Origin of the sequence: Paenibacillus sp. KS1, assembly GCF_001680695.1 — a bacterium.
Taxonomy (GTDB): Bacteria; Bacillota; Bacilli; order Paenibacillales; family Paenibacillaceae; genus Paenibacillus_B; species Paenibacillus_B suaedae.
In genome coordinates this window covers 1-21,825 of the sequence record NZ_MAIS01000029.1, presented here as the reverse complement: position 1 = coordinate 21,825, position 21,825 = coordinate 1, and the positions used below count along the sequence as shown (strand labels likewise).

Here is a 21,825-nt window from a genome sequence, read left to right as displayed (position 1 = left end):
CAGCGTGCACTTATTCGAACGACTCGGAGAGTTCAAGCTGGATGTTCTGAAGGAAGTCGGGAATATTGGTGCTGGCAACGCCGCAACGGCACTATCCCGGCTGCTCAACCGACCGATTGACATGGCTGTACCGAAGGTGCGGCTTCTGCCGTTCGAGGAAATTGCGGACGAGGTTGGTGGCGCAGAACATGTTGTGATTGCAATATATTTTCGTGTCGAAGGAGATGCGCCAAGTCATTTGTTCTTTATGTTCGATACGGATGCCGCTAAGCGTCTTTTGTCGCACTTGGAAGCATTGCCTTCAGATACGAGTCAATGTTTCAATGACATGGAATTGTCCGCCTTGTCGGAGATCGGCAACATTTTAGCAGGTTCTTACTTGTCTTCCTTGGCAGATTTCACTCATATGGCGATGTCGCCAACGGTTCCTCAGCTTGCTATCGATATGGCGGGCGCAGTGCTCAACTACGGAATACTGCAATACGGGGAAATGGGAGACAGCGCGTTGCTAATCGATACGAAGTTTTTGCAAGACTGCGATGAAGTGCAAGGAACCTTTTTCTTAATACCTGACCCGGACTCTTTTGACAAAATATTTGCTGCATTGGGAGTGCCATTCGAATGATAGAAGAGTCGACGGTTGTAAAAGTCGGAATGGCTGATTTGCAGGTATGCCGTTTCGGTTCCTTACGAACGACCGGTCTCGGATCGTGCGTTGGATTGACGTTATATGACCCGGTTGCCAAAATTGCCGGAATGGCGCATGTTATGCTGCCGTCTTCGGATATTGCTAGAGAGGGGAATCGCAACATCGCCAAGTATGCGGATACTGCCATTCCAGAATTGATACGCCGTATGACAGAAGCGGGTGCTTCTCTGTCCCGGGTTCATGCGAAGATGGCTGGAGGCGCCCAGATGTTTGCTTTTGCTTCGAATAACGATATGATGCGTATCGGACCACGGAATGTAGATTCCTGCAAATCGATGTTGGAGCAATACAGTATCCCGCTTCATGCCGAAGACACAGGCGCCAATTATGGGAGAACGATAGAACTGTTCTGTGATGACGGGAGACTTCACATTCGCAGCGTGCAGATGGGTGAAAAGGATATATAGCATGAGAGGAACAATACGTTGGAATTACATATTCGGTGCTGTTGGATCTATCTTTGCCTTAATGGTGTCATGGAGCAATAATGTATGGACGACGAGTCTGCTCCGAGCAATTATTGCGTTTGTAATATGGTTCGGACTCGCATATGGGGTCAGATTTGCCTTGGGCGTGCTGCTATCTGACGATGAAGGCAAGCAGCCTGAGGCCGGCGCATCTAAGAATCCAAACGCAGGGACGATGTTGGACATGACAACTCCGGATGAAGAGGATGTTCTTCGAGATTTACTGCGGCCGAACGGTGCAGATTCGAAGTCAAATCCGGTAGAAGATGAAGGCGGCTCGTTCCAACCGCTGCAACCACCCAAGCTCGTGACCAAAGCGCAACCAGATGCGGAGGAATTGGCACAGGCTGTTCGTCACTTCGTACAAAAGTAAGGAGGTTGACTGTCGGTGAGCGTACAGAAATTACAACCTGGCTCGCAAGAGGGACTGTGGGAACGCTGGAAGGATCATGGTGATCAGGATGCGAAGCGGCAATTGATAGAAAATCATCTATCGATCGTCGACTTCGTATCGAATCGACTTGCTGCAGGTCTGCCTCGCAATGTAAGTAAGGACGATCTGGCAAGCCATGGTGTGATTGGCCTGATAGATGCTGTTGAGAAATTCGATTACCACAGAGGGCTGCAATTTGAAACCTATGCCTCATGGCGGGTTCGTGGAGCCATCCTAGACGGACTGCGTTCTGGAGATTGGGTACCTCGCTCGGTAAGAGAGAAGGCGAAGAAAATTGAAGAGGCTTATCAGCAATTGGAGCAGCAATACTTGCGTACAGTTACGGATGAAGAGATGAGCTCCTATTTGCAAGTCAGTGAGAAGGACTTCCAAGGGATGCTTCAAGACGTATCGATCATGTCGATTTGTTCATTGGAAGATCCGATTCGTGAGGACGACTCTGAGACGCGAATATCGCTTCTTATCGATGAGACGGCGAAGAATCCGGAGTATAAGGTAAATGAGTACTATTTAAAGGAAGCACTTGTTCAGGGAATTGATAAATTAACCGATAAAGAGAGAACAGTGATCTCCTTGTTCTATTATGAGGATTTGTCACTAAGTGAGATAGCGGAAGTGATGTCACTATCACCATCTCGAATTTCGCAGCTGCACTCTAAGGCGATACTGAGACTTCGAACCGTATTGGAGAAGCAGAAGCCAATGCTGATGGAAAATTGATGGGATACGGAATAGTTGAGAAGAAACTACGCTGAATAAAGAGAAAAAGAAAGGGGGGTTTTTCGTGAGTATGACATTGGCATTGGAAGAGTATTTGGAAGTAACCGTATCTGAAGATAAATTGCAGGCGCATCTCCATTTTAAGAAGGCTGTTGAAGGGCTCACGTGCACGATTGAAGAGCTGGACGAATTGCTGCGTTCCTACGGCATTCGATATGGAGTACAGTCTCAGGTATTGAAGGATATCGCTGCGAATCCGAACAATTTTGCTCGAGGTGCGACGATGGTCGCTCATGGAAAAGCACCCGTACACGGTGTAGATGGTCGAATAGAGCTTCTGCTTCCGCAGAACGGGAAGGAGTCCAAGCCGGCTGAACGGGAAGACGGAACGGTTAATTTCCGTGAAGTGAAGCAGTTGGACAATGTGAAGAAGGGTCAAATGATAGCCAAGCGAATTCCGAGCCAAGAAGGGATACCCGGCATGTCCGTTCTTGGTGAGGAGATGAAGGCCATCACTGGGCGTGAGGCACGATTCAAGCAAGGGAAGAATGTTGTTCTAGATGAGGCGGAAAATGCGCTTTATTCGGCGATTGACGGACTCATATCCCGTATTGAGCCGGAACGAATTAGTGTGTTCCCTGTGTATGAAGTAAACGGAGATGTGGACTATCGCACTGGTAATATTGATTTTGTCGGTACGATTGTCATTCGCGGCAATGTGCTGACAGGCTTTACTGTGAAAGCTTCGGGAGATATTCGCGTATATGGCGGCGTGGAAGGTGCAACGCTTACTGCGGAAGGCTGCATTGAGGTAAGCGGAGGCATTATTGCCGGCAATAAAGGGATGGTCAAGGCCGGAACCCATGTGAAATGTTCGTTCATTCAGGAGGCCACCGTCGTTGCGGGCACTGAGGTCAATGTATCGCAGAGTATTATGCACTCCAATATTCGAGCAGGCAAGCGGGTTGTATGCCAAGGCACCAAGGGACTTATTGTGGGCGGGATTGTACAAGCAGGTGAGCGAGTGATTGCACGTACAATTGGCAATACGATGTCCACGGCCACCGTAATTGAAGTAGGGGTGCTGCCAGATTTGCGCAATGAATTGACGGATTTACGGACTAAGCTTAAATATAATATTGAAAACGTAGAAAAAACCGAAAAGGCACTTCGCATACTCGATCAGCTTGCCGCTACTGGGCAGTTGACAGGGGAGAAGCTAGGCATGCGCATTAAGCTGAATTCTACGAAAAAGCAGCTTGTTGGAGAGCAGACTGAAATGCGAGAGCGTATGCTGGAGATTGAGAAGTTGCTTGAGGACACAGCTGTGTCTTCCATAGATGTGTCTCATACGATATACGGTGGAGCTAAGCTGGTTATTGGCCGCAATGTTCGTTTCATCAAAGACATGGCTCAGCGTATTTCCTTCCGGATCGTTGACGGCGATATCATGATGACAACTTACCGTTAAGGTGAAGGACAATAGCCTAACCGGGGTGATTCGATGAATTGGAAGCCTGTAGAAATGCAAATCGCGATACCACGAACGCAAGAGTCATCGACATTGCAGCATCAACAGCAACAGCGTCCTGTAACAGAACAAGCGATACTGAACGACCAAGCCCAAAGGTTGATGGAAAAGTCGCGGGAACGAAATGCACAGGTGGAGTCATCACAGGATGCTCGCATTCGCAATCAACATCATGAAGGTGGGAACCATGCAGAACGGGATGGAAGCGATAACAGCCATTCGGAGCAAAAACAAGATGAAACTGAGCAAGTCATGGTTCCGGCTCAACATCCTTTCAAAGGAAAGCATATCGATTTCATGTGTTAAATGGTGGCGCCGGGTTCCCGCATAACGTGAGGATCGCGGCGCTTGCATTTAGGAAGCGTGACAACATAAGGAGGTGCATACATGGAACCTTGGATCTACATTGTGCTGTTAGGTGGTGTCATCGTTGTCATTGGATGGCTTCGTCCTCGCACTCAGGCAACAATGGACACCACAGAAATACGACGTAATATGGAAGAGACACTTGAGCATTATATGACAGAACTTGAAGAAGAAAATGAGAAGCTCTTAAAAGTCATTGAGCGGATGAAGCAAGAGGGAGAGTACCGGGATGAGGCGCTGCGCAAGCGAATGGACAAGCTTGAACAAGCATGGGAGAGCAAATGGAGCAGCTTAGAACAGGCAACTGCACAACCTGTATATACGGAATTAGAAGCAGGTCATCCCTCCGCACTGTCTGAACGCGAGCAGGAGCTTCTGCAGCGCACAGCCAATACGCAAGACTCAGAATTACAAGAGACGGTTCCCTCGCAGATGGCATCGTTATCCGTTCCGAGCGGACATAGATCTGCCTCGTCTCGTAAGGAAGAACTTCATGCTGCAGATGAAGCTGATTCTCATGAAGAACTTCATGAAGAACAGTCTAGCGCTCCCATTCAAACACGATACGCGGAGATCTTCAGACTCTTTCAGAACGGATGGACAGAGCAGGCTATTGCAGACCATCTGGGAATGCCAATTGGTGAGCTCCAGTTAATTATCCGGTTGGGGCAGCAGGAGGGATCACATGATTAAGGATCGCCGCTTTCTTATCGGGTTAGGCGCCGGAATTGTGCTAGGGGGTCTCCTTCTTCAGCTATGTCTTATCGGTCAGCGTTCGATAGAACCGATGTCGGATACGGAGCTTCATCGAGCTGCCGAGCAGGCTGGATATAAGCTTGTACCGCAGCAGCCTGCAAGTTCGAATAACAAGTAGTATAGCTTGACCCGAACAGTGGATAAAGTGGTTGCAACTGGGTAGGCGTTATGGTATATTAAATGACGGTGTTAAGAACACACGTCAGTGTATTTCAGTGAGGGTGCTTTCTGTCGGGTTGACTGCGGGAAGTCTCAACGAAAGAGGATACTGGCGGAGGATAAATAACCATATTAGGAGGTGTAGTGAAGATGGCAGTTATCTCCATGAAACAGCTTTTGGAAGCTGGGGTACACTTCGGTCACCAAACACGTCGTTGGAATCCGAAGATGGACAGATATATCTTCACAGAACGTAACGGTATTTACATCATTGACTTGCAAAAGACAGTGAAAAAGGTCGAGGAAGCTTACAATTTTGTAAAATCCGTCGGCGAAGAAAATGGAACAATCTTGTTCGTAGGTACGAAAAAGCAAGCTCAAGATTCCGTTAAGGAAGAAGCTGAGCGTTGCGGCATGTACTACATCAACCAACGTTGGTTGGGTGGTACTTTGACTAACTTCGAAACAATCCAAAAACGTATCGATCGCTTGAAGCTACTCGAAACGATGGAAGAAGATGGAACATTCGAAGTTCTTCCGAAGAAAGAAGTTATCATTCTTCGCAAAGAAAAAGATCGTCTCGAGAAGTTCTTGGGCGGTATCAAAAATATGAAAGGTTTGCCTAGCGCGTTGTTCGTTATCGATCCACGCAAAGAGCGCATCGCTGTTGCGGAAGCTCGTAAACTGGGTATCCCAATCGTAGGTATTGTTGATACAAACTGTGATCCGGACGAAATCGACTACGTTATCCCTGGTAACGACGATGCAATCCGTGCAGTTAAATTGTTGACTGCTAAGATGGCTGATGCAATTGTTGAAGCTCATCAAGGCGAAGAAACAACAGCGTAATTTTGGAATACTAATTGGATGAACAAAAGGGTGGTTGGCAGGTGGTTCACCTCTCGCCGCCCTTTTTTTAAGCTGTATAACGTTCGGTGCCGTTAATCGTACATATACGTGGGTACCAATTTATTGATGGAGGGAAATACGACATGGCAGTAAATGCGAGTGCAGTAAAAGAATTGCGCGAAAAAACAGGCGCAGGTATGCTGGATTGCAAAAAAGCATTGGAAGAGGCTAACGGCGATTTGACGAAAGCAGCTGAATTGCTTCGTGAGAAAGGCCTTGCAGCAGCAGCAAAGAAATCCGACCGTATCGCAACGGAAGGTGTGGTTGAGTCTTACATCCACGCTGGCGGACGTATCGGCGTATTGGTTGAAATCAACTGCGAAACAGACTTCGTAGCAAAAACGGACAACTTCAAGGATTTCGCTCGTGATGTAGCTATGCAAATCGCAGCGACTGCTCCAAAATATGTTCGCCGCGAAGAAGTTTCTCAAGAGGAAATCGAGAAAGAAAAAGAAATCTTGAAAGCACAAGCATTGAACGAAGGCAAGCCTGAAAAAATCGTTGAAAAAATGGTTGAAGGCCGCATCGGTAAATACTATGAAGAGTATTGCTTGATGGAGCAATCCTTCATTAAAGACCCAGACAAAACAATCGAAACGTTGCTGAAAGAAAAAATCGCAACAATCGGTGAAAACATTTCTATCCGTCGCTTCGCTCGCTTCGAGCTTGGTGAAGGCTTGGAGAAAAAAGAAGATAATTTTGTTGAAGAAGTTATGGCTCAAGCGAACCTGAAGTAATCTTTTCTTTTTGAAAAGAGAGCATCGAACGCGGCTACTACGTAATCAACAGACGCGCTTAAAAGTTGGAACACATCGTGTTCCTTCTTTTTTAGCGGCCGTTATGGAAAAGTGGAGGGTATACATTGAAACAACCGGTTTATAAACGTATCGTACTTAAAGTAAGCGGAGAGTCGTTGTCCGGGCAAGCTGGATACGGCATCGAATCCGAAATGATCAACTCCATTGCCGAGCAAGTGAAAGAAGTTGTAGAGCTTGGCGTAGAGGTCGCAATCGTCTGCGGAGGCGGCAACATTTGGCGCGGTATTGCGGGAAGTGAAAAAGGAATCGACCGCGGAACAGCAGACTACATGGGGATGCTTGCAACGGTTATGAACTCGCTTGCCTTACAGGATGCCCTCGAACAAATTGGCGTGCCGACTCGTGTACAAACTTCGATTGCGATGCAACAAATCGCAGAACCATATATTCGCCGTCGTGCAATACGTCATTTGGAAAAGGGACGTGTTGTTATTTTTGCAGCAGGAACCGGGAATCCATTCTTCTCGACGGATACGACAGCTGCGCTTCGTGCCGCTGAAATCGAAGCTGATGTGATCTTGATGGCGAAGAATAAAGTCGATGGTGTATACTCGGCTGACCCATTCAAGGATGAGACAGCTGAGAAGTTTGAGCAATTGACATATATGGAAGTATTGAACCGCAACTTGGGTGTAATGGATTCAACGGCATCCTCGCTGTGCATGGACAATAACATTCCGCTTATTGTATTTGCAATTACGGAGTCTGGCAATATCAAGCGCGTCGTGCTCGGCGAGAAGATTGGAACGATTGTAAAAGGGAGTGTAGAATAGTGCCACAAGCAGTGAAGAAAAACGCAGAAGAACGCATGGAAAAGGCGATTGCCGCTCTAAAACGGGAACTGGCAACATTGCGCGCTGGACGCGCAACACCTGCATTGCTTGATCGTGTTCAAGTAGAATACTATGGCGCGATGACGCCGGTAAACCAATTGGCGAACATCAGCACGCCAGATCCGCGCACGCTTATGATCCAGCCTTGGGACAAATCCTCATTGTCTGATATTGAGCGCGCAATTATGAAGTCGGATCTTGGACTGACTCCAGCTAACGATGGATCAATGATTCGTCTTGCGATTCCAGCGTTGACAGAAGAACGTCGTGCAGAGCTCGTGAAGCACACGAAGAAGTTCGGTGAAGAAGCGAAAGTTGCTGTCCGCAACATTCGTCGTGATGCGAATGATGACATCAAGAAGCTTGAGAAAACGGACATTTCAGAAGATGAGTCCCGTCGTCATCAAGAAGATATCCAGAAGACGACTGACAAATACATCGCTGAAGTTGATAAAGTATTAGTTGCTAAAGAAAAAGAAATTATGGAAGTATAAAAGTTAGACACGATAGAACCTATTCTTTTTGTTCTTCATGCCCCTCCGAACGGTGGGGTTTATTGTCTTTTTTTCATCACCGGGTTGGAGGAGACCGAATGATTAAGCGATTCCAAACATGGTTACAGCAGCGTGGAGGCCACAAGCAGCTGGAACTGATGCCGGATAATATCCCACAACATGTGGCGATCATTATGGACGGTAACGGTCGCTGGGCTAAAAAAAGGGGCTTGCCGCGCGTTGCCGGCCACCATTCAGGAATGAAAGCCGTTAAGCGCGTAACCATCGCAGCGAATGATATGGGCGTAAAAGTGCTTACGATGTACGCTTTTTCGACCGAAAACTGGAAACGCCCAAAGGACGAAGTCGATTTTCTCATGAAATTGCCACAGGAATTTTTGGCGATCGAACTCGAAGAATTGATTGAGAAAAATGTTCAAGTGCGTATGATGGGCTATCGTGACCGATTGCCTAAACATACGATTCTGGCACTTGAGGAAGCCATTGAAAAGACGAAGCACAATACAGGACTTATTTTGAATTTTGCTTTGAATTATGGTAGTCAGCGTGAAATCGTAGAAGGTGTTCGTGATATTGTACGTAAAGTGAAAACAGGTGAGATTGAAGTTGGTTCGATTGATGAGAGCATGATCCACGATCATCTCTTATCCAGCAGCTTGCCTGATCCTGATCTGCTCATTCGTACAAGCGGAGAAATGAGATTAAGTAACTTCATGCTCTGGCAAATCGCGTACAGCGAATTGTGGTTCACCAATGATTACTGGCCAGAGTTCACTGAGCGACATCTAATGGAGGCCGTTATGGAGTATCAGCGCAGAACGCGAAGATACGGTGGATTACAATAAGTTGGAGGAACAGTCTATATGAAACAGCGCATCGTTACAGGGCTTATAGCAGGACTATTGTTCGGCGCATTATGCATAATTGGCGGTCTGCCATATGAACTGCTGCTCCTCGCACTTGCCTTTGTAGGCTATTATGAATTTGCTCGAATGCATCATGTATCACCGTTCGATCTGGCATCGTTGATTGGCTACGCAACGATGTCCTTGATTGTGATTCCGTGGACAAGCTTATCAATTGGATGGAGTCTGTCATTGGAGGCTATTGTATGGATCAGCCTGCTGCTGATGCTGGGTGTGACCGTATTATCCAAAAACAAAGTGTCCATTGAAGCAGTATCGCAGTTGTGGCTGGGAGCATTCTATATTGGCATTGGCTTCAAATATATGATGCTGACGCGTACTTCAATGGGAGATGACGGCTTATTCTGGACGCTTATGCTGTTTGCAGCCATTTGGTCATCAGACATTGGTGCTTACTTCATCGGACGTGCGATCGGCAAGCACAAGCTCTGGCCGTCGATTAGTCCTAATAAGACGATTGAAGGAGCAATTGGCGGTGTACTGACATCAATTATTGTGGCGCTATTATTTGCTGTTGGACGACCGGATATTGTCAGCTTGCCGCTTGCATTTGGCATTGGGGTATCTGCTGCTGTTGTCGGTCAGTTCGGTGATTTGATTCAATCGGCATATAAGCGAGTCCGTGGTGTGAAGGACTCAGGTACATTGCTGCCTGGGCATGGCGGTGTTCTGGATCGATGCGACAGCTGGCTTGTCGTATTTCCATTTGTGCATTTGATCGGATTATTAACGTTGTAAATTGAACGTCATCGAGAGAACAGCGATGATGTTATCATGTAATAGATATAGCTATGAATAGGATGAAGAGGTGAGGTCATGAAGCGGATATCCATACTTGGATCGACCGGCTCCATCGGGACACAGACACTCGACATCGTCAGACAGCATCCTGAGCAGTTTAAGGTAGAAGCGTTAGCAGCTGGGAACAATACAACATTGCTGCTTGAGCAGATACGAGAGTTCAAGCCCAGCATTGTATCGGTTCACGATAAGGCTGCAGCAGATCGCCTTCGGGAACAACTGCCCCAGGGTGTTGAACTGTATTATGGAGAAGATGGATTGGTCGAAGTGGCAGCGGGTACTGACGCCGATACGGTCGTTACAGCTGTTGTAGGAAGTGTCGGTCTGAAGTCAACGCTCGCGGCTATCGATGAAGGCAAGACGATTGCCATTGCGAACAAAGAAACGCTGGTAACAGCTGGTCATTTGGTAACAGAACGTGCACAAGCGAAAGGCGTCAAGCTGATGCCAGTTGACAGTGAGCACTCCGCTATCTTCCAATGCTTGAACGGAGAGCCGATGCGCGGAGTTCGTGCCATTACATTGACAGCATCAGGCGGCAGCTTCCGCGATCGTACGAGGGACGAGCTGGCGAATGTTACCGTTGAGGATGCACTTAAGCATCCGAATTGGTCTATGGGCGCGAAGGTGACGATTGATTCAGCAACAATGGCTAATAAAGGACTTGAAGTGATTGAAGCTCGCTGGCTGTTCGATTTGCCTTATGATCAAATTCATGTACTTATCCATCCTGAAAGTATTATTCATTCTTTTGTCGAATATTTGGATGGAAGCATTATTGCGCAATTGGGGGTTCCTGATATGCGCGTACCTATCCAGTATGCATTGGCGTATCCGGAAAGACTTCCGAATACATCGGCTTCGCTTAATTTAGCTGAGGTGGCGAAGCTTCATTTCCGTGAGATGGATACAGAGAGATTCCCAATGGTTCGTTATGCTTATGAATGCGGCAGAACAGGAGGTACAGCTACTACCGTGTTTAATGCGGCGAACGAAGTGGCTGTAGCGAGATTCCTGCGCGGTGAAATTTCCTTCTTGGATATTGAACGTATCGTGAGTACCTTAATATCGAAACATACTGCGATTCCGCATCCGTCCTTGGAAGCTATTCAGGAGACAGATATGCGAACGCGTTCGGAGGCTCTGTCCATTTTATAATCGCCATTCACTAGATATGGATTCTCTTGTGCGGGATTGGAGAATAATGATAATCTATATAGACAAACCGCTGTCCGATTGTTATTGGGCCGTTCTTGAAGCCTAGGGTTGTGCTAGGACGATTGAACACGCACACAAAGGAGGATTCTACGCAGTGCAAATGGTGCAAATCGTATTTTTAACCGTGCTCGTCTTTTTTGTTATCGTAACGATTCATGAATGGGGACATTTTATTTTCGCGAAACGGGCAGGGATCCTCGTTAGAGAGTTCGCTATCGGATTCGGACCGAAAGTATTCTCCTATACTCGTGGGGAAACCAAATATACACTCCGGCTATTGCCGGTGGGCGGCTTTGTACGGATGGCAGGCGAAGACCCTGAAATTGTAGAGGTCAGTCCAGGGCAGACGGTAGCGATACGTGTGTCAAGTGACAACAAGGTGACGAAGCTGTATCTGGATCAATTAGACATGCGCAAGCAGGTAGTGCGTGGCGAAGTGAAGACGATTGATCTGGAGCATACGTTGAAGCTGACGCTGGATGTTGAGGATGAAGAAGTTACGTACGACATTCATCCGCAAGCCAAAATGATTGTGAAGGGCGACGAAATTCAGATCGCGCCTCATGATCGTCAGTTTGGCAGCAAGACAGTGGGCCAGCGGGCGCTAGCTATTTTTGCAGGGCCTTTTATGAACTTTGTGCTCGCTTTTATTTTGTTCGGCGTATCGGTATCCATTTCGGGCGTTCCGGTCGAGAACCCGACGTCTGTGAAGATTGGAGACGTATCACCAGGACTTCCTGCTGCGCAGGCACAACTGCAAAAAGGAGATATTATCGAGGAAGTGAACGGCAAGCAAATTGGCGGCAATCGTGACATGTTAATTAAGCTGATTGCTGACTCCGAAGGCAAGCCGATGACATTCCTTATTGTGCGTGGTGAAGAACGCTTCACTGCAACACTGACTCCACAGAAGGTGGAAGGTCAAGAAGGCGGCAAGGTTGGTATCGTACCGGTACTGCCAACACGAACGGCTTCATTCGGTGAGACGATGTCGTTCGCCTCAACATCTATGGTGAATACGACGGAGAAGATTTTTGAAGGATTCCGCATGCTTATTTTTGGTCAATTTAAACTGGACGACTTGGGCGGTCCGGTTCGGACGTTCGAAGTAACAGGACAGATTGCGAAGAAAGGGATCGAACAGCTTACATTATGGACGGCGATTTTGAGCTTGTATTTGGGAATCTTCAATTTGCTTCCAATCCCGGCGTTGGATGGAAGCCGTCTCGTATTCCTTGGGCTGGAGGCTGTCAGAGGTAAGCCTGTTGATCCGAGCAGGGAGAGCATGGTTCATTTTGTAGGTTTTGCAATGCTCATGCTATTGATGCTTGCTGTAACCTACAATGATATATTACGATTGGTTAAAGGTTAACATTTATATCACGGTTCATTTCATTTATACTAGAATACGAATAACCGTGTTTATCGGGAGGAACGTATACCGTTATGTCGAAAGAGAAGCAGTTTGTTACGGAGATTACCCCACAGCAGGAGGACTTCTCCCGTTGGTATATTGATGTGATTAAGAAGGCGGATTTGATGGATTATTCACCAGTCCGGGGATGTATCGTATTCCGCCCAGATGGCTACGAAATCTGGGAACATATTCGTGACGAGCTGGATCGCCGCTTCAAGGCTACTGGCCATCGTAATGCTTACTTCCCAATGTTCATACCAGAGAGCTTTTTCCAGAAGGAAAAAGAACACGTTGAAGGCTTCAATCCTGAGCTGCCTTGGGTAACCGAAGCAGGCGGCGAACAATTAGAGGAGAAGCTGGCGATTCGTCCGACATCCGAGACAATGATTGGCCATATGTACTCCAAATGGATTCAATCGTACCGTGACTTGCCTGTGTTGATTAACCAATGGGCGAACGTTGTTCGTTGGGAGAAGCGCACATTGCCGTTCTTGCGTACAAGTGAGTTCTTGTGGCAGGAAGGCCATACTGCGCACGAGACTGAGCAGGAAGCACGCGAAGAAACGATGCTCATGTTGAAAACATATCGTGAATTCGTAGAAGATTATCTTGCAATTCCGGTCATTGAAGGCCAGAAAACTCCTTCTGAGAAATTTGCCGGTGCAGTAGATACATTCTCCATTGAAGCGATGATGAAAGACGGCAGAGCCGTTCAAGCCGGAACATCGCATTACTTGGGAACGAATTTTGCGGTTGCTTTTGATATTAAATTCTTGGGGCGTGAAAATGAACAGGAATTTGTTCATACTACTTCTTGGGGGGTCAGCACCCGCCTAATCGGTTCCATGATTATGGTGCACGGTGATGACAGAGGTCTTGTATTGCCTCCGAAGGTAGCTCCTACACAGGTTATTATGATTCCAATTGGGCCAGCGAAGATGCGCGAGCAAGTTGTGGGACGAGCTAATGAGTTGTTTAGCGAATTGAAGCAAGCTGGCGTACGTGTTCGTATGGATGATCGCTCTGATATTAGCCCAGGTTGGAAATTCAATGAGTATGAAATGCGCGGCGTGCCTGTTCGCCTTGAAATTGGCCCGCGTGATATGGAGAATGGTGTTTGCGTATTGGTATCCCGCGTAACAGGCGAGAAGCGCATTGTACAGCAGGCGGATTTGGTTGAAGAAGTGAACCGCATGCTTGCTGACGTCCATCAAGAAATGTTCGAGCGTGCACGTTCCTTCCGTGATGAGCACTTCTACTCGGTAGAGACAATTGACGAGATGAAGGCACAAATGGAAGAAAAACGTGGATTTACACTTGCTGGCTGGTGTGGATCGGAAGCGTGCGAGAAGCATGTTAAGGATGAGACTGGTGCAACAAGCCGCAACATTCCATTCGAACCGCAAACGACAAAGACGAAGTGCCTTGTCTGCGGAGAAGATGCCAAGCATACGGTCGTATTTGCACGAGCGTATTAATTAGATACATGCTCCTCGAAGCAGGGGCGCAATGAAGGGAAGCTTCCATCATTGGAACATCCAACGGAACACCGGACGATGGCTCGATTGAGGGGGGCTTCTCTTTGTTCACACACTGCCACTTTGCCATTAGGTACGGCAGCAGTATGGGGTTGGGAGGTGCTTCAGTCTATATGACAGATAAACGGAAGCGATTTGAATTGTTGATGAGACAGGCGGAGGTTCCTGTTGAACTGTTAGATAGCTTTTTCCATGATGGATGGATTGATAGAGTGGAGTGCAGCCGCTCCAATAAGGAGTGGACGATTTATATAGGCAAGTCAACTGTCGTTCCGGCAGAAGCTTACCGTACGTTTTGCCTGCGTGTACAGGACAAGTTGTCCCACATTGCCAAGATTAAGATCATATTCCACTATGAAGAGCAGCTTCCAAATAAGGAGATCGTGGATGCCTATTGGAGTTTGTTCATGGAATGGGTCAAGCGAGAGGTTGCTTCAGTTAACGGTTGGCTGCACAAAGGGAAGTATGAAGTTGAGAAAGATTTGATCAAGCTCTTTTTACCGGATGCGACATCATTAGAGCTGGCGAAGAAGAAGCAGATTGATAAATATTGCACGACGTTCTTTGAGACGTATTTCACACGCACACTTCGTGTAACGATGCAGCAGGGCGGCCATGATACGGAAGCCTATGAAGCATTCCAGCAGAAGCTGATGGAAGAAGAGCGCCAAGTTATTCAGCAAATGATGGAAGAATCAGCACGCGAAGTCGAGGAAGAAGAAGGAGAAGCGCCAGAGCGTCTGCATGTCGGATACGACATTAAGGATGAGCCTACTCCAATCATGAATGTACAGGATGAAGAGAAACGTGTCACGATTCAAGGTGCAGTATTTGGCGTTGAGATGAAGGAACTTCGCAATGGCAGTACCTTATTCACATTCAACCTAACTGATTTTTCTGACTCTATGGCGATGAAAATGTTCGCGAAGACGAAGGAAGACGTTAAAATGCTGAGCCTCATCTCGAATGGTCAATGGCTCAAAGCTCGTGGACGTGTTGAGTACGATCGCTTCATGCAAGTCCCTGAGCTTGTCATGATGCCAAATGATTTGAATGAAGTAAAGGCACCGGCAGAACGCAAGGATACTGCTGAGGAGAAGCGCGTGGAATTCCATCTTCATTCTACGATGAGTGCAATGGATGCCGTTACGTCTATCAGCGATTATGTGAAGCAGGCGGCGAAGTGGGGCCATAAGGCGATCGCGGTAACGGATCACGGCAACGTTCAGTGTTATCCAGAGGCAGCGAAGGCAGCCAAGAAAAATGGCATTAAAATGCTTTATGGCTTAGAAGCGAATGTCGTGAATGACAATATGGAAGTTGTTCTAAATGCGGACAATCGTCCGGTGAAAGATGCCATCTATACCGTATTCGATATCGAGACAACCGGTTTGTCTGTAACAAACAATAAAATCATCGAGATTGCAGCTGTCAAAATGCAAGAAGGCAAAGAAATTGATCGGTACAGCACTTTCGTCAATCCGCATGTACGAATTCCTTATAACATTCAACAGCTTACTAATATTACGGATGAAATGGTAGCTGATGCACCAGATATCGAAGAAGTGCTTCCGAAGTTTGTGGAATTTGCCCAAGATACCATTCTTGTTGCGCATAACGCGAGGTTCGATATTGGCTTTATCCAGCATAACTTGAAGCTAATGAATCTGCCAGATATGATGAATCCGGTACTCGATACCTTGGAGCTAGCGCGTTTGCTGCATCCGACACTCAAAAATCACCGACTCAATACGTTGGCAGCTAAATATAAAGTATCACTTGAGAACCATCACCGTGCGATTGACGATACGATTGCACTAGGCGGCATTCTTACGGGACTACTTCAGGACGCTCAGCAGCTTATCGGAATCGAGACGCTGGAACGCATGAATGATTATGTAGGTCAGAACCTACAAAATGCCCGTCCATTTCACTGCGGCATTTATGCGCTTAATGCAGTAGGCAAGAAAAATCTGTATAAGCTTGTGTCAATGTCTCATACAGAATATTTCAAGCGGGTAGCCTGCATTCCGAAGAGTAAACTGGTGGGGATGCGCGAAGGCTTGCTCATTATGTCCGGCTGTGAGAAAGGCGAATTCTTCGAGACCGTACTTAACAAGTCGGTGGAGGAAGCCGAGCAAGTAGCAGAGTTTTATGACGTCCTTGAAATTCAGCCTTTGACGATGTATATGCATTTGGTAGAGAAGGGTTTGGTTGGATCGACGGCCGAGATCGAAGACGCTATTCGCAAAATTGTTCAGATTGGCGAAAAGCAGAATAAGCTCGTCGTCGCAACAGGCAATGTGCATTACCTGCATCCACGAGACAAGATGTTCCGTGATATTACCATTCATGGAATTACGGGCTTCAGTCCACTGAAGGATATTCGCAAACCGGATGCGCATTTCCGCACGACGAATGAAATGCTTCAAGAATTTGAATTTTTGGGTAAGGAACAAGCTTACAAGTTTGTTGTAGAGAATACGAACACGCTGTTGGAACGATTTGAAGATTTCGACCTGTTCCCGAAGGAATTATTCACACCGAACATCGAGGGTGCAGATCAGGAAATTCGTGATAAGTGCTACAATAAGGCAATGAGCATTTACGGGGAACCGTTGAACGATATTATTGTGCAGCGTCTGGAGAAGGAACTGGTACCAATCATTAAATTCGGATTCTCCGCGAACTATCTGATCTCAGAGCGTCTTGTGAAGAAGTCCAATGAAGATGGTTACCTGGTTGGTTCACGGGGATCCGTAGGCTCTTCCGTCGTTGCGATGTTCCTTGGTATCTCAGAAGTTAATCCGCTGCCACCGCATTATTCGTGTCGCAATTCGGAATGCAAGCACAGCGAATGGTTCACGGACGGCAGTGTGCCGAGTGGATTTGACCTGCCGAACAAGGATTGTCCGGAGTGTGGCCAGCCAATGAAGGGCGATGGACAAGATATTCCGTTCGAGACGTTCCTTGGATTTAAGGGGGATAAGGTTCCCGATATCGACTTGAACTTCTCGGGGGACTATCAGCCTGTCGCACACAACTACACGAAGGTACTGTTCGGTGAAAAGAGTGTATTTCGTGCGGGAACGATTGGTACGGTAGCGGAGAAGACGGCTTATGGATTCGCGAAGAAATATGAAGAAGATCACGGCAAGCGATGGCGCGGAGCAGAGCTTAACCGTCTAGCAGCAGGATGTACCGGCGTAAAACGCAGCACAGGTCAGCATCCGGGCGGTATCGTCGTTGTGCCAGACTATATTGAAGTGGAAGACGTAACACCCGTTCAATATCCGGCGGATGATACAACGGCTGAATGGAAGACGACGCACTTCGATTATCATGCCTTCGAAGATAACCTGTTGAAGCTTGATATTCTGGGTCACGATGATCCGACGATGATGCGGATGCTGCAGGATTTGACAGGCGTTGATCCGACGACGATTCCGATGAATGATCCGAAGGTCATGAGTATGTTCAACTCCGTTGACGCACTCGGCGTAACGCCGCAGCAGATCCGGACACCGGTTGCGACCTTTGGCGTACCTGAGATGGGAACACGTTTCGTGCGCCAGATGCTTGTGGAAGCACAGCCAAGCACGTTCGCCGATTTGCTGCAGATCTCTGGATTGTCCCATGGCACGGGCGTATGGCTCGGTAATGCACAGGAACTGATTAAGAATGGGATCTGTACGATTAAGACCGTAATCGGTTGTCGTGACGAGATCATGTTGTACTTAATCTACAAAGCCGGTATGGACGCTGGGCTTGCATTTAAAATTACGGAGAGCGTTCGTAAGGGCCGAGGTCTTAGTGATGAATGGATTCAAGAGATGAAAAACTGCAATGTGCCGCAATGGTACATTGATTCCTGCTTGAAGATTCAATACATGTTCCCGAAAGCCCATGCTGCTGCTTATGTTATTTCCGCGGTACGTACAGCTTACTTCAAGCTGTACCATCCAATCGAGTTCTATGCGACTTACTTTACTGTTCGTGCGGAGGACTTCGATATCGAATTATGCTGCCAAGGTTATGATGCGATCAATAAGAAGATCGATGAGATCGAGGCAAAGGGCTTCCAAGCAACAACGAAAGAGAAGGCCATGATCTCGATCTTGGAGATGGCGGTTGAAATGACAGCCCGTGGGTTCTCATTCAAGCCAATCGATCTATATCGATCAGATGCAACGAAATTCCTTGTCGATGGCAACTCGCTCATCCCGCCATTCTCTGCAGTACAAGGGATTGGGGATAATGCGGCACGCAATATTGCGGCTTCTCGCGATGGGGTGGAGTACTTGTCCATCGAGGATTTCCAGATGCGTTCCAAGGCAACGAAGACGATTGTCGAGCTCCTGAATCAGATGGGGTGCTTCCGGGGACTGCCGGAGACGAACCAATTGTCTCTGTTTTAGTGCATGATCGGAGACACCCTTGCCATATTGTAGATGGCTATGATATAATTTTTTTGGTAATCATGTGGATAAATCCGTTACGTAAAGAGTGGGGAAACCCACTCTTTCATGTTTAGTATCGGGTTCTAACATAGAGGAACATCATTATTCCTAACATTCAGGAGGTTCTTGAATTTGAGCTCAGCCAATATCAAATCGACAGTTGAGAATATGATCACACCCTATTTGGAAGAGAACAACTTCGAACTTGTCGATGTGGAATATGTGAAGGAAGGCAGCAGTTGGTTTCTTCGCGTATTTGTGGACAAGGAAGGCGGCATTGACATTGAGGATTGCGGCCGTATTAGTGAAGTATTAAGCCAGAAGCTGGACGAAAACGATCCGATTACAGACGCGTACTTCTTGGAAGTATCGTCTCCAGGCGCGGAACGCCCGCTGAAGAAGACGAAGGACTTCGTTAAGGCGGTAGGCAAGCATGTGTATGTGACTACATACGAACCCATTGGCGCATTGAAGGAGTTCGAAGGGGTTCTCACTTCCTTCGATGAACAGACGGTTGTCGTTCAAGTCGGCAAGAAGGAACATGCAATTCCGTATGAGAAGGTAGCGAGCGCACGTCTTGCTATCGTTTTTTAGGACGATTGTAATCAACGATTGGATATCGTTCTGCTGAATGTAACATTATTGGAATGAAGCCGGATTCGGCTGAAAGGGGGAACTCACCAAATGAGTATGGATTTTATTGACGCGTTGTCGGAAATCGAAAGAGAAAAAGGAATTAGCAAGGAAGTACTCATTGATGCGATTGAAGCGGCTCTGATCTCGAGCTATAAGCGCAACTTCAATACTGCACAAAATGTACGTGTAGACATCAATCGGGCAACTGGAGTAATTAAAGTATATGCACGCAAGAACGTAGTGGACGAGGTGTTGGACCCACGTCTTGAAATTTCACTTCATGCCGCTCGCGAACATAATCCGAACTACCAAATGGATGATATTTGTGAGATTGAGGTTACACCACGTGATTTTGGCCGCATCGCTGCACAAACAGCGAAACAAGTCGTGACACAGCGTATTCGGGAAGCTGAGCGTGGCCTTATCTATAACGCGTTCATCGACAAGTCAGATGATATCGTAACAGGTATTGTACAACGTCAGGACATGCGTAATGTGTATGTAGATTTGGGTAAAGTGGAAGCAGTTCTTCCATTGAATGAGTTGATGCCGAATGAAAAGTTCAAGCACGGCGATCGCACCAAAGCATACATTACGAAAGTGGAGAACACGACCAAGGGGCCGCAAATTATTTTGTCCCGCACGCATCCTGGACTGCTAAAGCGCTTGTTCGAGCTGGAAGTACCTGAAATCTTCGACGGCGTCGTTGAAATCAAATCGGTAGCTCGTGAAGCGGGTCAACGTTCTAAAATTGCGGTATACTCCCGCAACGAGGAAGTTGATCCAGTTGGTTCATGCGTTGGCCCTAAAGGTATGCGTGTCCAGACAATTGTTAATGAGCTGCGCGGCGAGAAAATTGATATCGTGCGCTGGTCAGAAGATGTAAGTGAGTATGTAGCGAATGCACTGAGCCCATCCAAAGTTGTTGATGTGGAAGTTCGTGAAGCTGAGAAAATGGCTCGTGTCATCGTGCCTGATTATCAGTTGTCACTGGCAATTGGAATTAAGGGTCAGAACGCTCGACTTGCTGCAAAATTGACTGGCTGGAAAATTGATATTAAAAGCGAGACTCAAGCTGATGAAGAAGGGCTTCCAATGTCTTCTGATGAGCACACACCAGATGACAGCATGGAAGTAAGCGAATAAACACTGAAGGCGCGACCAACGCCATATGAAGCGGTCGTCTCCTTCAATCAGGGATGTATGACCGAATCGTAAGGGGGGATTGAGTCATGAGAACAAGGAAAGTTCCACTTCGCAAGTGTGTCGCATGTCAAGAAATGATGCCGAAGAAAGAGCTAATCCGTGTTGTGAAGACACCACAGGACGAGGTTCTAATCGATTTGACAGGGAAGAAGTCTGGACGCGGCGCATACCTATGTGGGAAGTTGTCCTGCTTCAGACTTGCACATAAGTCTCGTGCGCTTGATCGGGCTTTGAAGCATCAGGTGAACTCTGCCATCTATGAACAGCTTGCTCAAGACTTCATCAAGGTGGAGAATGATTTCCACGCCTTGAAGGAGCAGGAGGACGATCATGAGTAAGGTCAAGTCGCAGCTAGGTCTTGCCCAGCGGGCAGGGAAGCTTGCGACTGGTGATGAGATAGTCCTCAAGGCGATTCGCAATAAGCAAGCACGCTTGGTGATTGTTGCGGCGGACGCTTCTGACAACACGAAGAAGAAGTTTCGAGATAAATGTAAGTCGTACGGGGTGCCACTTGCTATCGGATTTACGCGAACCGAACTCGGTGAGAGCATCGGGAAATTGCAACGGGTAGTATTGGCGGTAACGGATGATGGATTTGCGACCATGATGACGAACGGGCTGAAAACGATGTCGGAGGTGGAGTATATTGAGCAAACAAGAGAACACTAAGGACAAAACAAGAGTTTACGAATATGCCAAATCGCTTAATATGAGCAGCAAAGAAATTATTACGATACTCAAACGTCTTAACATACCAGTTAACAATCATATGAGCGTAATGGAGAATGATGCCGTGGGGAAAGTCGAATCGTACATGCGCACGATTAAGGAGAATGCGCAGGCGAAGCGGGAAAGCAATAGCACCCCACAATCGAAAGTGAACATCAGCCAGTCAAAAACAACAGAAGTACCAAATAGAACAGCTGGCCAATCGGCAGGAAATACAAGTCAGGGCCAGTCGGATCAGCGCGACTCACGTGCTGGACAGCAGCAAATGCAACGTGACGGTCGCGACCATCAGCGCGAAGATAACCGAGGCGGGCGTGATGAACGTCAGGATCGCAGTAATCGCGGTGAAGGTCGTGACGGTCAAAAAGACCATAATAGACAGGGCGAGATAAACATTAATATGGATAATAGACAAGGCAACCAACAGGGGAATATGAACGGACAAGAACAACGTCGATCAGGTGAACAACAGCAAAACCAAGGTAACAGATCTAACGGCCAGCAAAGATCAGGCCAAGGCGCACCACGTCAAGGCGGCGGCCCGCGTCAAGGTCAGGGCGGATCCCGTCCAGGTCAAGGTGGCGGCCCACGTCAAGGTGGCCAAGGTGGCGGATCACGCCCAGGCCAAGGCCAAGGCGGACAACAACGTCCAGGTCA

At 47.4% G+C, this 21,825-nt stretch carries 23 protein-coding genes; all 23 read left to right on the top strand.

The genetic code is table 11. The features are described from left to right. Positions 1 to 4 precede the first annotated feature (4 nt). Positions 5 to 625 (top strand): chemotaxis protein CheC, encoded by a 621-nt coding sequence (locus BBG47_RS11895; RefSeq protein WP_021256533.1) that lies wholly within the window; start codon positions 5 to 7, stop codon positions 623 to 625. Next, positions 622 to 1,116: a chemotaxis protein CheD gene (locus BBG47_RS11890; protein WP_021256532.1), complete on the top strand. Its 495-nt coding sequence runs from the start codon at positions 622 to 624 to the stop codon at positions 1,114 to 1,116. The genes BBG47_RS11895 and BBG47_RS11890 overlap by 4 nt, the downstream gene beginning before the upstream one ends. A gap of 1 nt (position 1,117) precedes the next feature. Beyond that, a complete protein-coding gene (locus BBG47_RS11885; protein WP_021256531.1) occupies positions 1,118 to 1,549 on the top strand; it encodes a hypothetical protein in 432 nt (143 codons plus the stop codon). 15 nt (positions 1,550 to 1,564) lie between these two features. Continuing rightward, on the top strand, positions 1,565 to 2,350 hold the full coding sequence (locus BBG47_RS11880) for a FliA/WhiG family RNA polymerase sigma factor (RefSeq protein ID WP_021256530.1): 786 nt from the start codon (positions 1,565 to 1,567) through the stop codon (positions 2,348 to 2,350). 64 nt (positions 2,351 to 2,414) lie between these two features. Continuing rightward, positions 2,415 to 3,821, top strand: coding sequence for a flagellar assembly protein A (locus BBG47_RS11875; RefSeq protein WP_028531193.1), 1,407 nt, complete (start codon positions 2,415 to 2,417; stop codon positions 3,819 to 3,821). A 33-nt stretch (positions 3,822 to 3,854) separates the two neighbouring features. Beyond that, a complete protein-coding gene (locus tag BBG47_RS11870; RefSeq protein ID WP_065291889.1) occupies positions 3,855 to 4,187 on the top strand; it encodes a hypothetical protein in 333 nt (110 codons plus the stop codon). Between the two features lie 81 nt (positions 4,188 to 4,268). Further along, positions 4,269 to 4,940, top strand: coding sequence for a DUF6115 domain-containing protein (locus BBG47_RS11865; protein WP_065291888.1), 672 nt, complete (start codon positions 4,269 to 4,271; stop codon positions 4,938 to 4,940). Beyond that, entirely contained in the window at positions 4,933 to 5,121 is a 189-nt protein-coding gene (locus tag BBG47_RS11860) for a hypothetical protein (protein WP_065291887.1), read from the top strand. The genes BBG47_RS11865 and BBG47_RS11860 overlap by 8 nt, the downstream gene beginning before the upstream one ends. A gap of 191 nt (positions 5,122 to 5,312) precedes the next feature. Then, on the top strand, positions 5,313 to 6,011 hold the full coding sequence (gene rpsB / locus BBG47_RS11855; protein WP_065291886.1) for a 30S ribosomal protein S2: 699 nt from the start codon (positions 5,313 to 5,315) through the stop codon (positions 6,009 to 6,011). Positions 6,012 to 6,154: 143 nt separating this feature from the next. After that, on the top strand, positions 6,155 to 6,808 hold the full coding sequence (gene tsf / locus BBG47_RS11850; RefSeq protein ID WP_021256524.1) for a translation elongation factor Ts: 654 nt from the start codon (positions 6,155 to 6,157) through the stop codon (positions 6,806 to 6,808). Between the two features lie 125 nt (positions 6,809 to 6,933). After that, entirely contained in the window at positions 6,934 to 7,662 is a 729-nt protein-coding gene (gene pyrH / locus BBG47_RS11845) for a UMP kinase (protein WP_021256523.1), read from the top strand. Continuing rightward, entirely contained in the window at positions 7,662 to 8,216 is a 555-nt protein-coding gene (gene frr / locus BBG47_RS11840) for a ribosome recycling factor (protein WP_021256522.1), read from the top strand. Before pyrH ends, frr begins: the two co-directional genes overlap by 1 nt. A gap of 98 nt (positions 8,217 to 8,314) precedes the next feature. Beyond that, positions 8,315 to 9,082: an undecaprenyl pyrophosphate synthase gene (locus BBG47_RS11835; protein ID WP_021256521.1), complete on the top strand. Its 768-nt coding sequence runs from the start codon at positions 8,315 to 8,317 to the stop codon at positions 9,080 to 9,082. An 18-nt stretch (positions 9,083 to 9,100) separates the two neighbouring features. Further along, complete coding sequence (locus BBG47_RS11830) at positions 9,101 to 9,901, top strand: phosphatidate cytidylyltransferase (RefSeq protein WP_065291885.1); 801 nt, start codon at positions 9,101 to 9,103, stop codon at positions 9,899 to 9,901. Between the two features lie 78 nt (positions 9,902 to 9,979). Beyond that, entirely contained in the window at positions 9,980 to 11,122 is a 1,143-nt protein-coding gene (locus BBG47_RS11825) for a 1-deoxy-D-xylulose-5-phosphate reductoisomerase (protein WP_065291884.1), read from the top strand. 154 nt (positions 11,123 to 11,276) lie between these two features. Then, positions 11,277 to 12,554: an RIP metalloprotease RseP gene (gene rseP, locus BBG47_RS11820; protein WP_065291883.1), complete on the top strand. Its 1,278-nt coding sequence runs from the start codon at positions 11,277 to 11,279 to the stop codon at positions 12,552 to 12,554. A 74-nt stretch (positions 12,555 to 12,628) separates the two neighbouring features. Further along, positions 12,629 to 14,077 carry a proline--tRNA ligase gene (proS, locus tag BBG47_RS11815; RefSeq protein WP_028531191.1) on the top strand — a complete coding sequence of 483 codons (1,449 nt, stop codon included), beginning with the start codon at positions 12,629 to 12,631 and terminating at the stop codon, positions 14,075 to 14,077. 152 nt (positions 14,078 to 14,229) lie between these two features. After that, positions 14,230 to 18,555: a PolC-type DNA polymerase III gene (locus BBG47_RS11810; protein ID WP_065291907.1), complete on the top strand. Its 4,326-nt coding sequence runs from the start codon at positions 14,230 to 14,232 to the stop codon at positions 18,553 to 18,555. A gap of 174 nt (positions 18,556 to 18,729) precedes the next feature. After that, the gene (gene rimP, locus BBG47_RS11805) at positions 18,730 to 19,191 is read left to right on the top strand and encodes a ribosome maturation factor RimP (RefSeq protein WP_021256515.1); all 462 of its coding nucleotides are present in this window, start codon (positions 18,730 to 18,732) and stop codon (positions 19,189 to 19,191) included. 90 nt (positions 19,192 to 19,281) lie between these two features. Then, positions 19,282 to 20,379: a transcription termination factor NusA gene (nusA, locus tag BBG47_RS11800; RefSeq protein ID WP_021256514.1), complete on the top strand. Its 1,098-nt coding sequence runs from the start codon at positions 19,282 to 19,284 to the stop codon at positions 20,377 to 20,379. Between the two features lie 86 nt (positions 20,380 to 20,465). Next, on the top strand, positions 20,466 to 20,777 hold the full coding sequence (rnpM, locus tag BBG47_RS11795) for an RNase P modulator RnpM (protein WP_065291882.1): 312 nt from the start codon (positions 20,466 to 20,468) through the stop codon (positions 20,775 to 20,777). Then, on the top strand, positions 20,770 to 21,108 hold the full coding sequence (locus tag BBG47_RS11790) for a L7Ae/L30e/S12e/Gadd45 family ribosomal protein (RefSeq protein ID WP_021256512.1): 339 nt from the start codon (positions 20,770 to 20,772) through the stop codon (positions 21,106 to 21,108). The genes rnpM and BBG47_RS11790 overlap by 8 nt, the downstream gene beginning before the upstream one ends. Continuing rightward, positions 21,086 to 21,825: translation initiation factor IF-2 N-terminal domain-containing protein (locus tag BBG47_RS11785; RefSeq protein WP_175400517.1), on the top strand; the 740-nt coding region annotated here is incomplete at its 3' end. The genes BBG47_RS11790 and BBG47_RS11785, both read left to right, overlap by 23 nt.

Excerpts from the sequence above, each read along its gene's own strand:
- BBG47_RS11890 (WP_021256532.1), top strand. The coding sequence starts at position 622 with ATGATAGAAGAGTCGACGGTTGTAAAAGTCGGAATGGCTGATTTGCAG.
- BBG47_RS11885 (WP_021256531.1), top strand. The coding sequence starts at position 1,118 with ATGAGAGGAACAATACGTTGGAATTACATATTCGGTGCTGTTGGATCT.
- BBG47_RS11870 (WP_065291889.1), top strand. The coding sequence starts at position 3,855 with ATGAATTGGAAGCCTGTAGAAATGCAAATCGCGATACCACGAACGCAA.
- BBG47_RS11865 (WP_065291888.1), top strand. The coding sequence starts at position 4,269 with ATGGAACCTTGGATCTACATTGTGCTGTTAGGTGGTGTCATCGTTGTC.
- BBG47_RS11860 (WP_065291887.1), top strand. The coding sequence starts at position 4,933 with ATGATTAAGGATCGCCGCTTTCTTATCGGGTTAGGCGCCGGAATTGTG.
- rpsB (WP_065291886.1), top strand. The coding sequence starts at position 5,313 with ATGGCAGTTATCTCCATGAAACAGCTTTTGGAAGCTGGGGTACACTTC.
- tsf (WP_021256524.1), top strand. The coding sequence starts at position 6,155 with ATGGCAGTAAATGCGAGTGCAGTAAAAGAATTGCGCGAAAAAACAGGC.
- BBG47_RS11835 (WP_021256521.1), top strand. The coding sequence starts at position 8,315 with ATGATTAAGCGATTCCAAACATGGTTACAGCAGCGTGGAGGCCACAAG.
- BBG47_RS11830 (WP_065291885.1), top strand. The coding sequence starts at position 9,101 with ATGAAACAGCGCATCGTTACAGGGCTTATAGCAGGACTATTGTTCGGC.
- BBG47_RS11825 (WP_065291884.1), top strand. The coding sequence starts at position 9,980 with ATGAAGCGGATATCCATACTTGGATCGACCGGCTCCATCGGGACACAG.
- proS (WP_028531191.1), top strand. The coding sequence starts at position 12,629 with ATGTCGAAAGAGAAGCAGTTTGTTACGGAGATTACCCCACAGCAGGAG.
- nusA (WP_021256514.1), top strand. The coding sequence starts at position 19,282 with ATGAGTATGGATTTTATTGACGCGTTGTCGGAAATCGAAAGAGAAAAA.
- rnpM (WP_065291882.1), top strand. The coding sequence starts at position 20,466 with ATGAGAACAAGGAAAGTTCCACTTCGCAAGTGTGTCGCATGTCAAGAA.
- BBG47_RS11790 (WP_021256512.1), top strand. The coding sequence starts at position 20,770 with ATGAGTAAGGTCAAGTCGCAGCTAGGTCTTGCCCAGCGGGCAGGGAAG.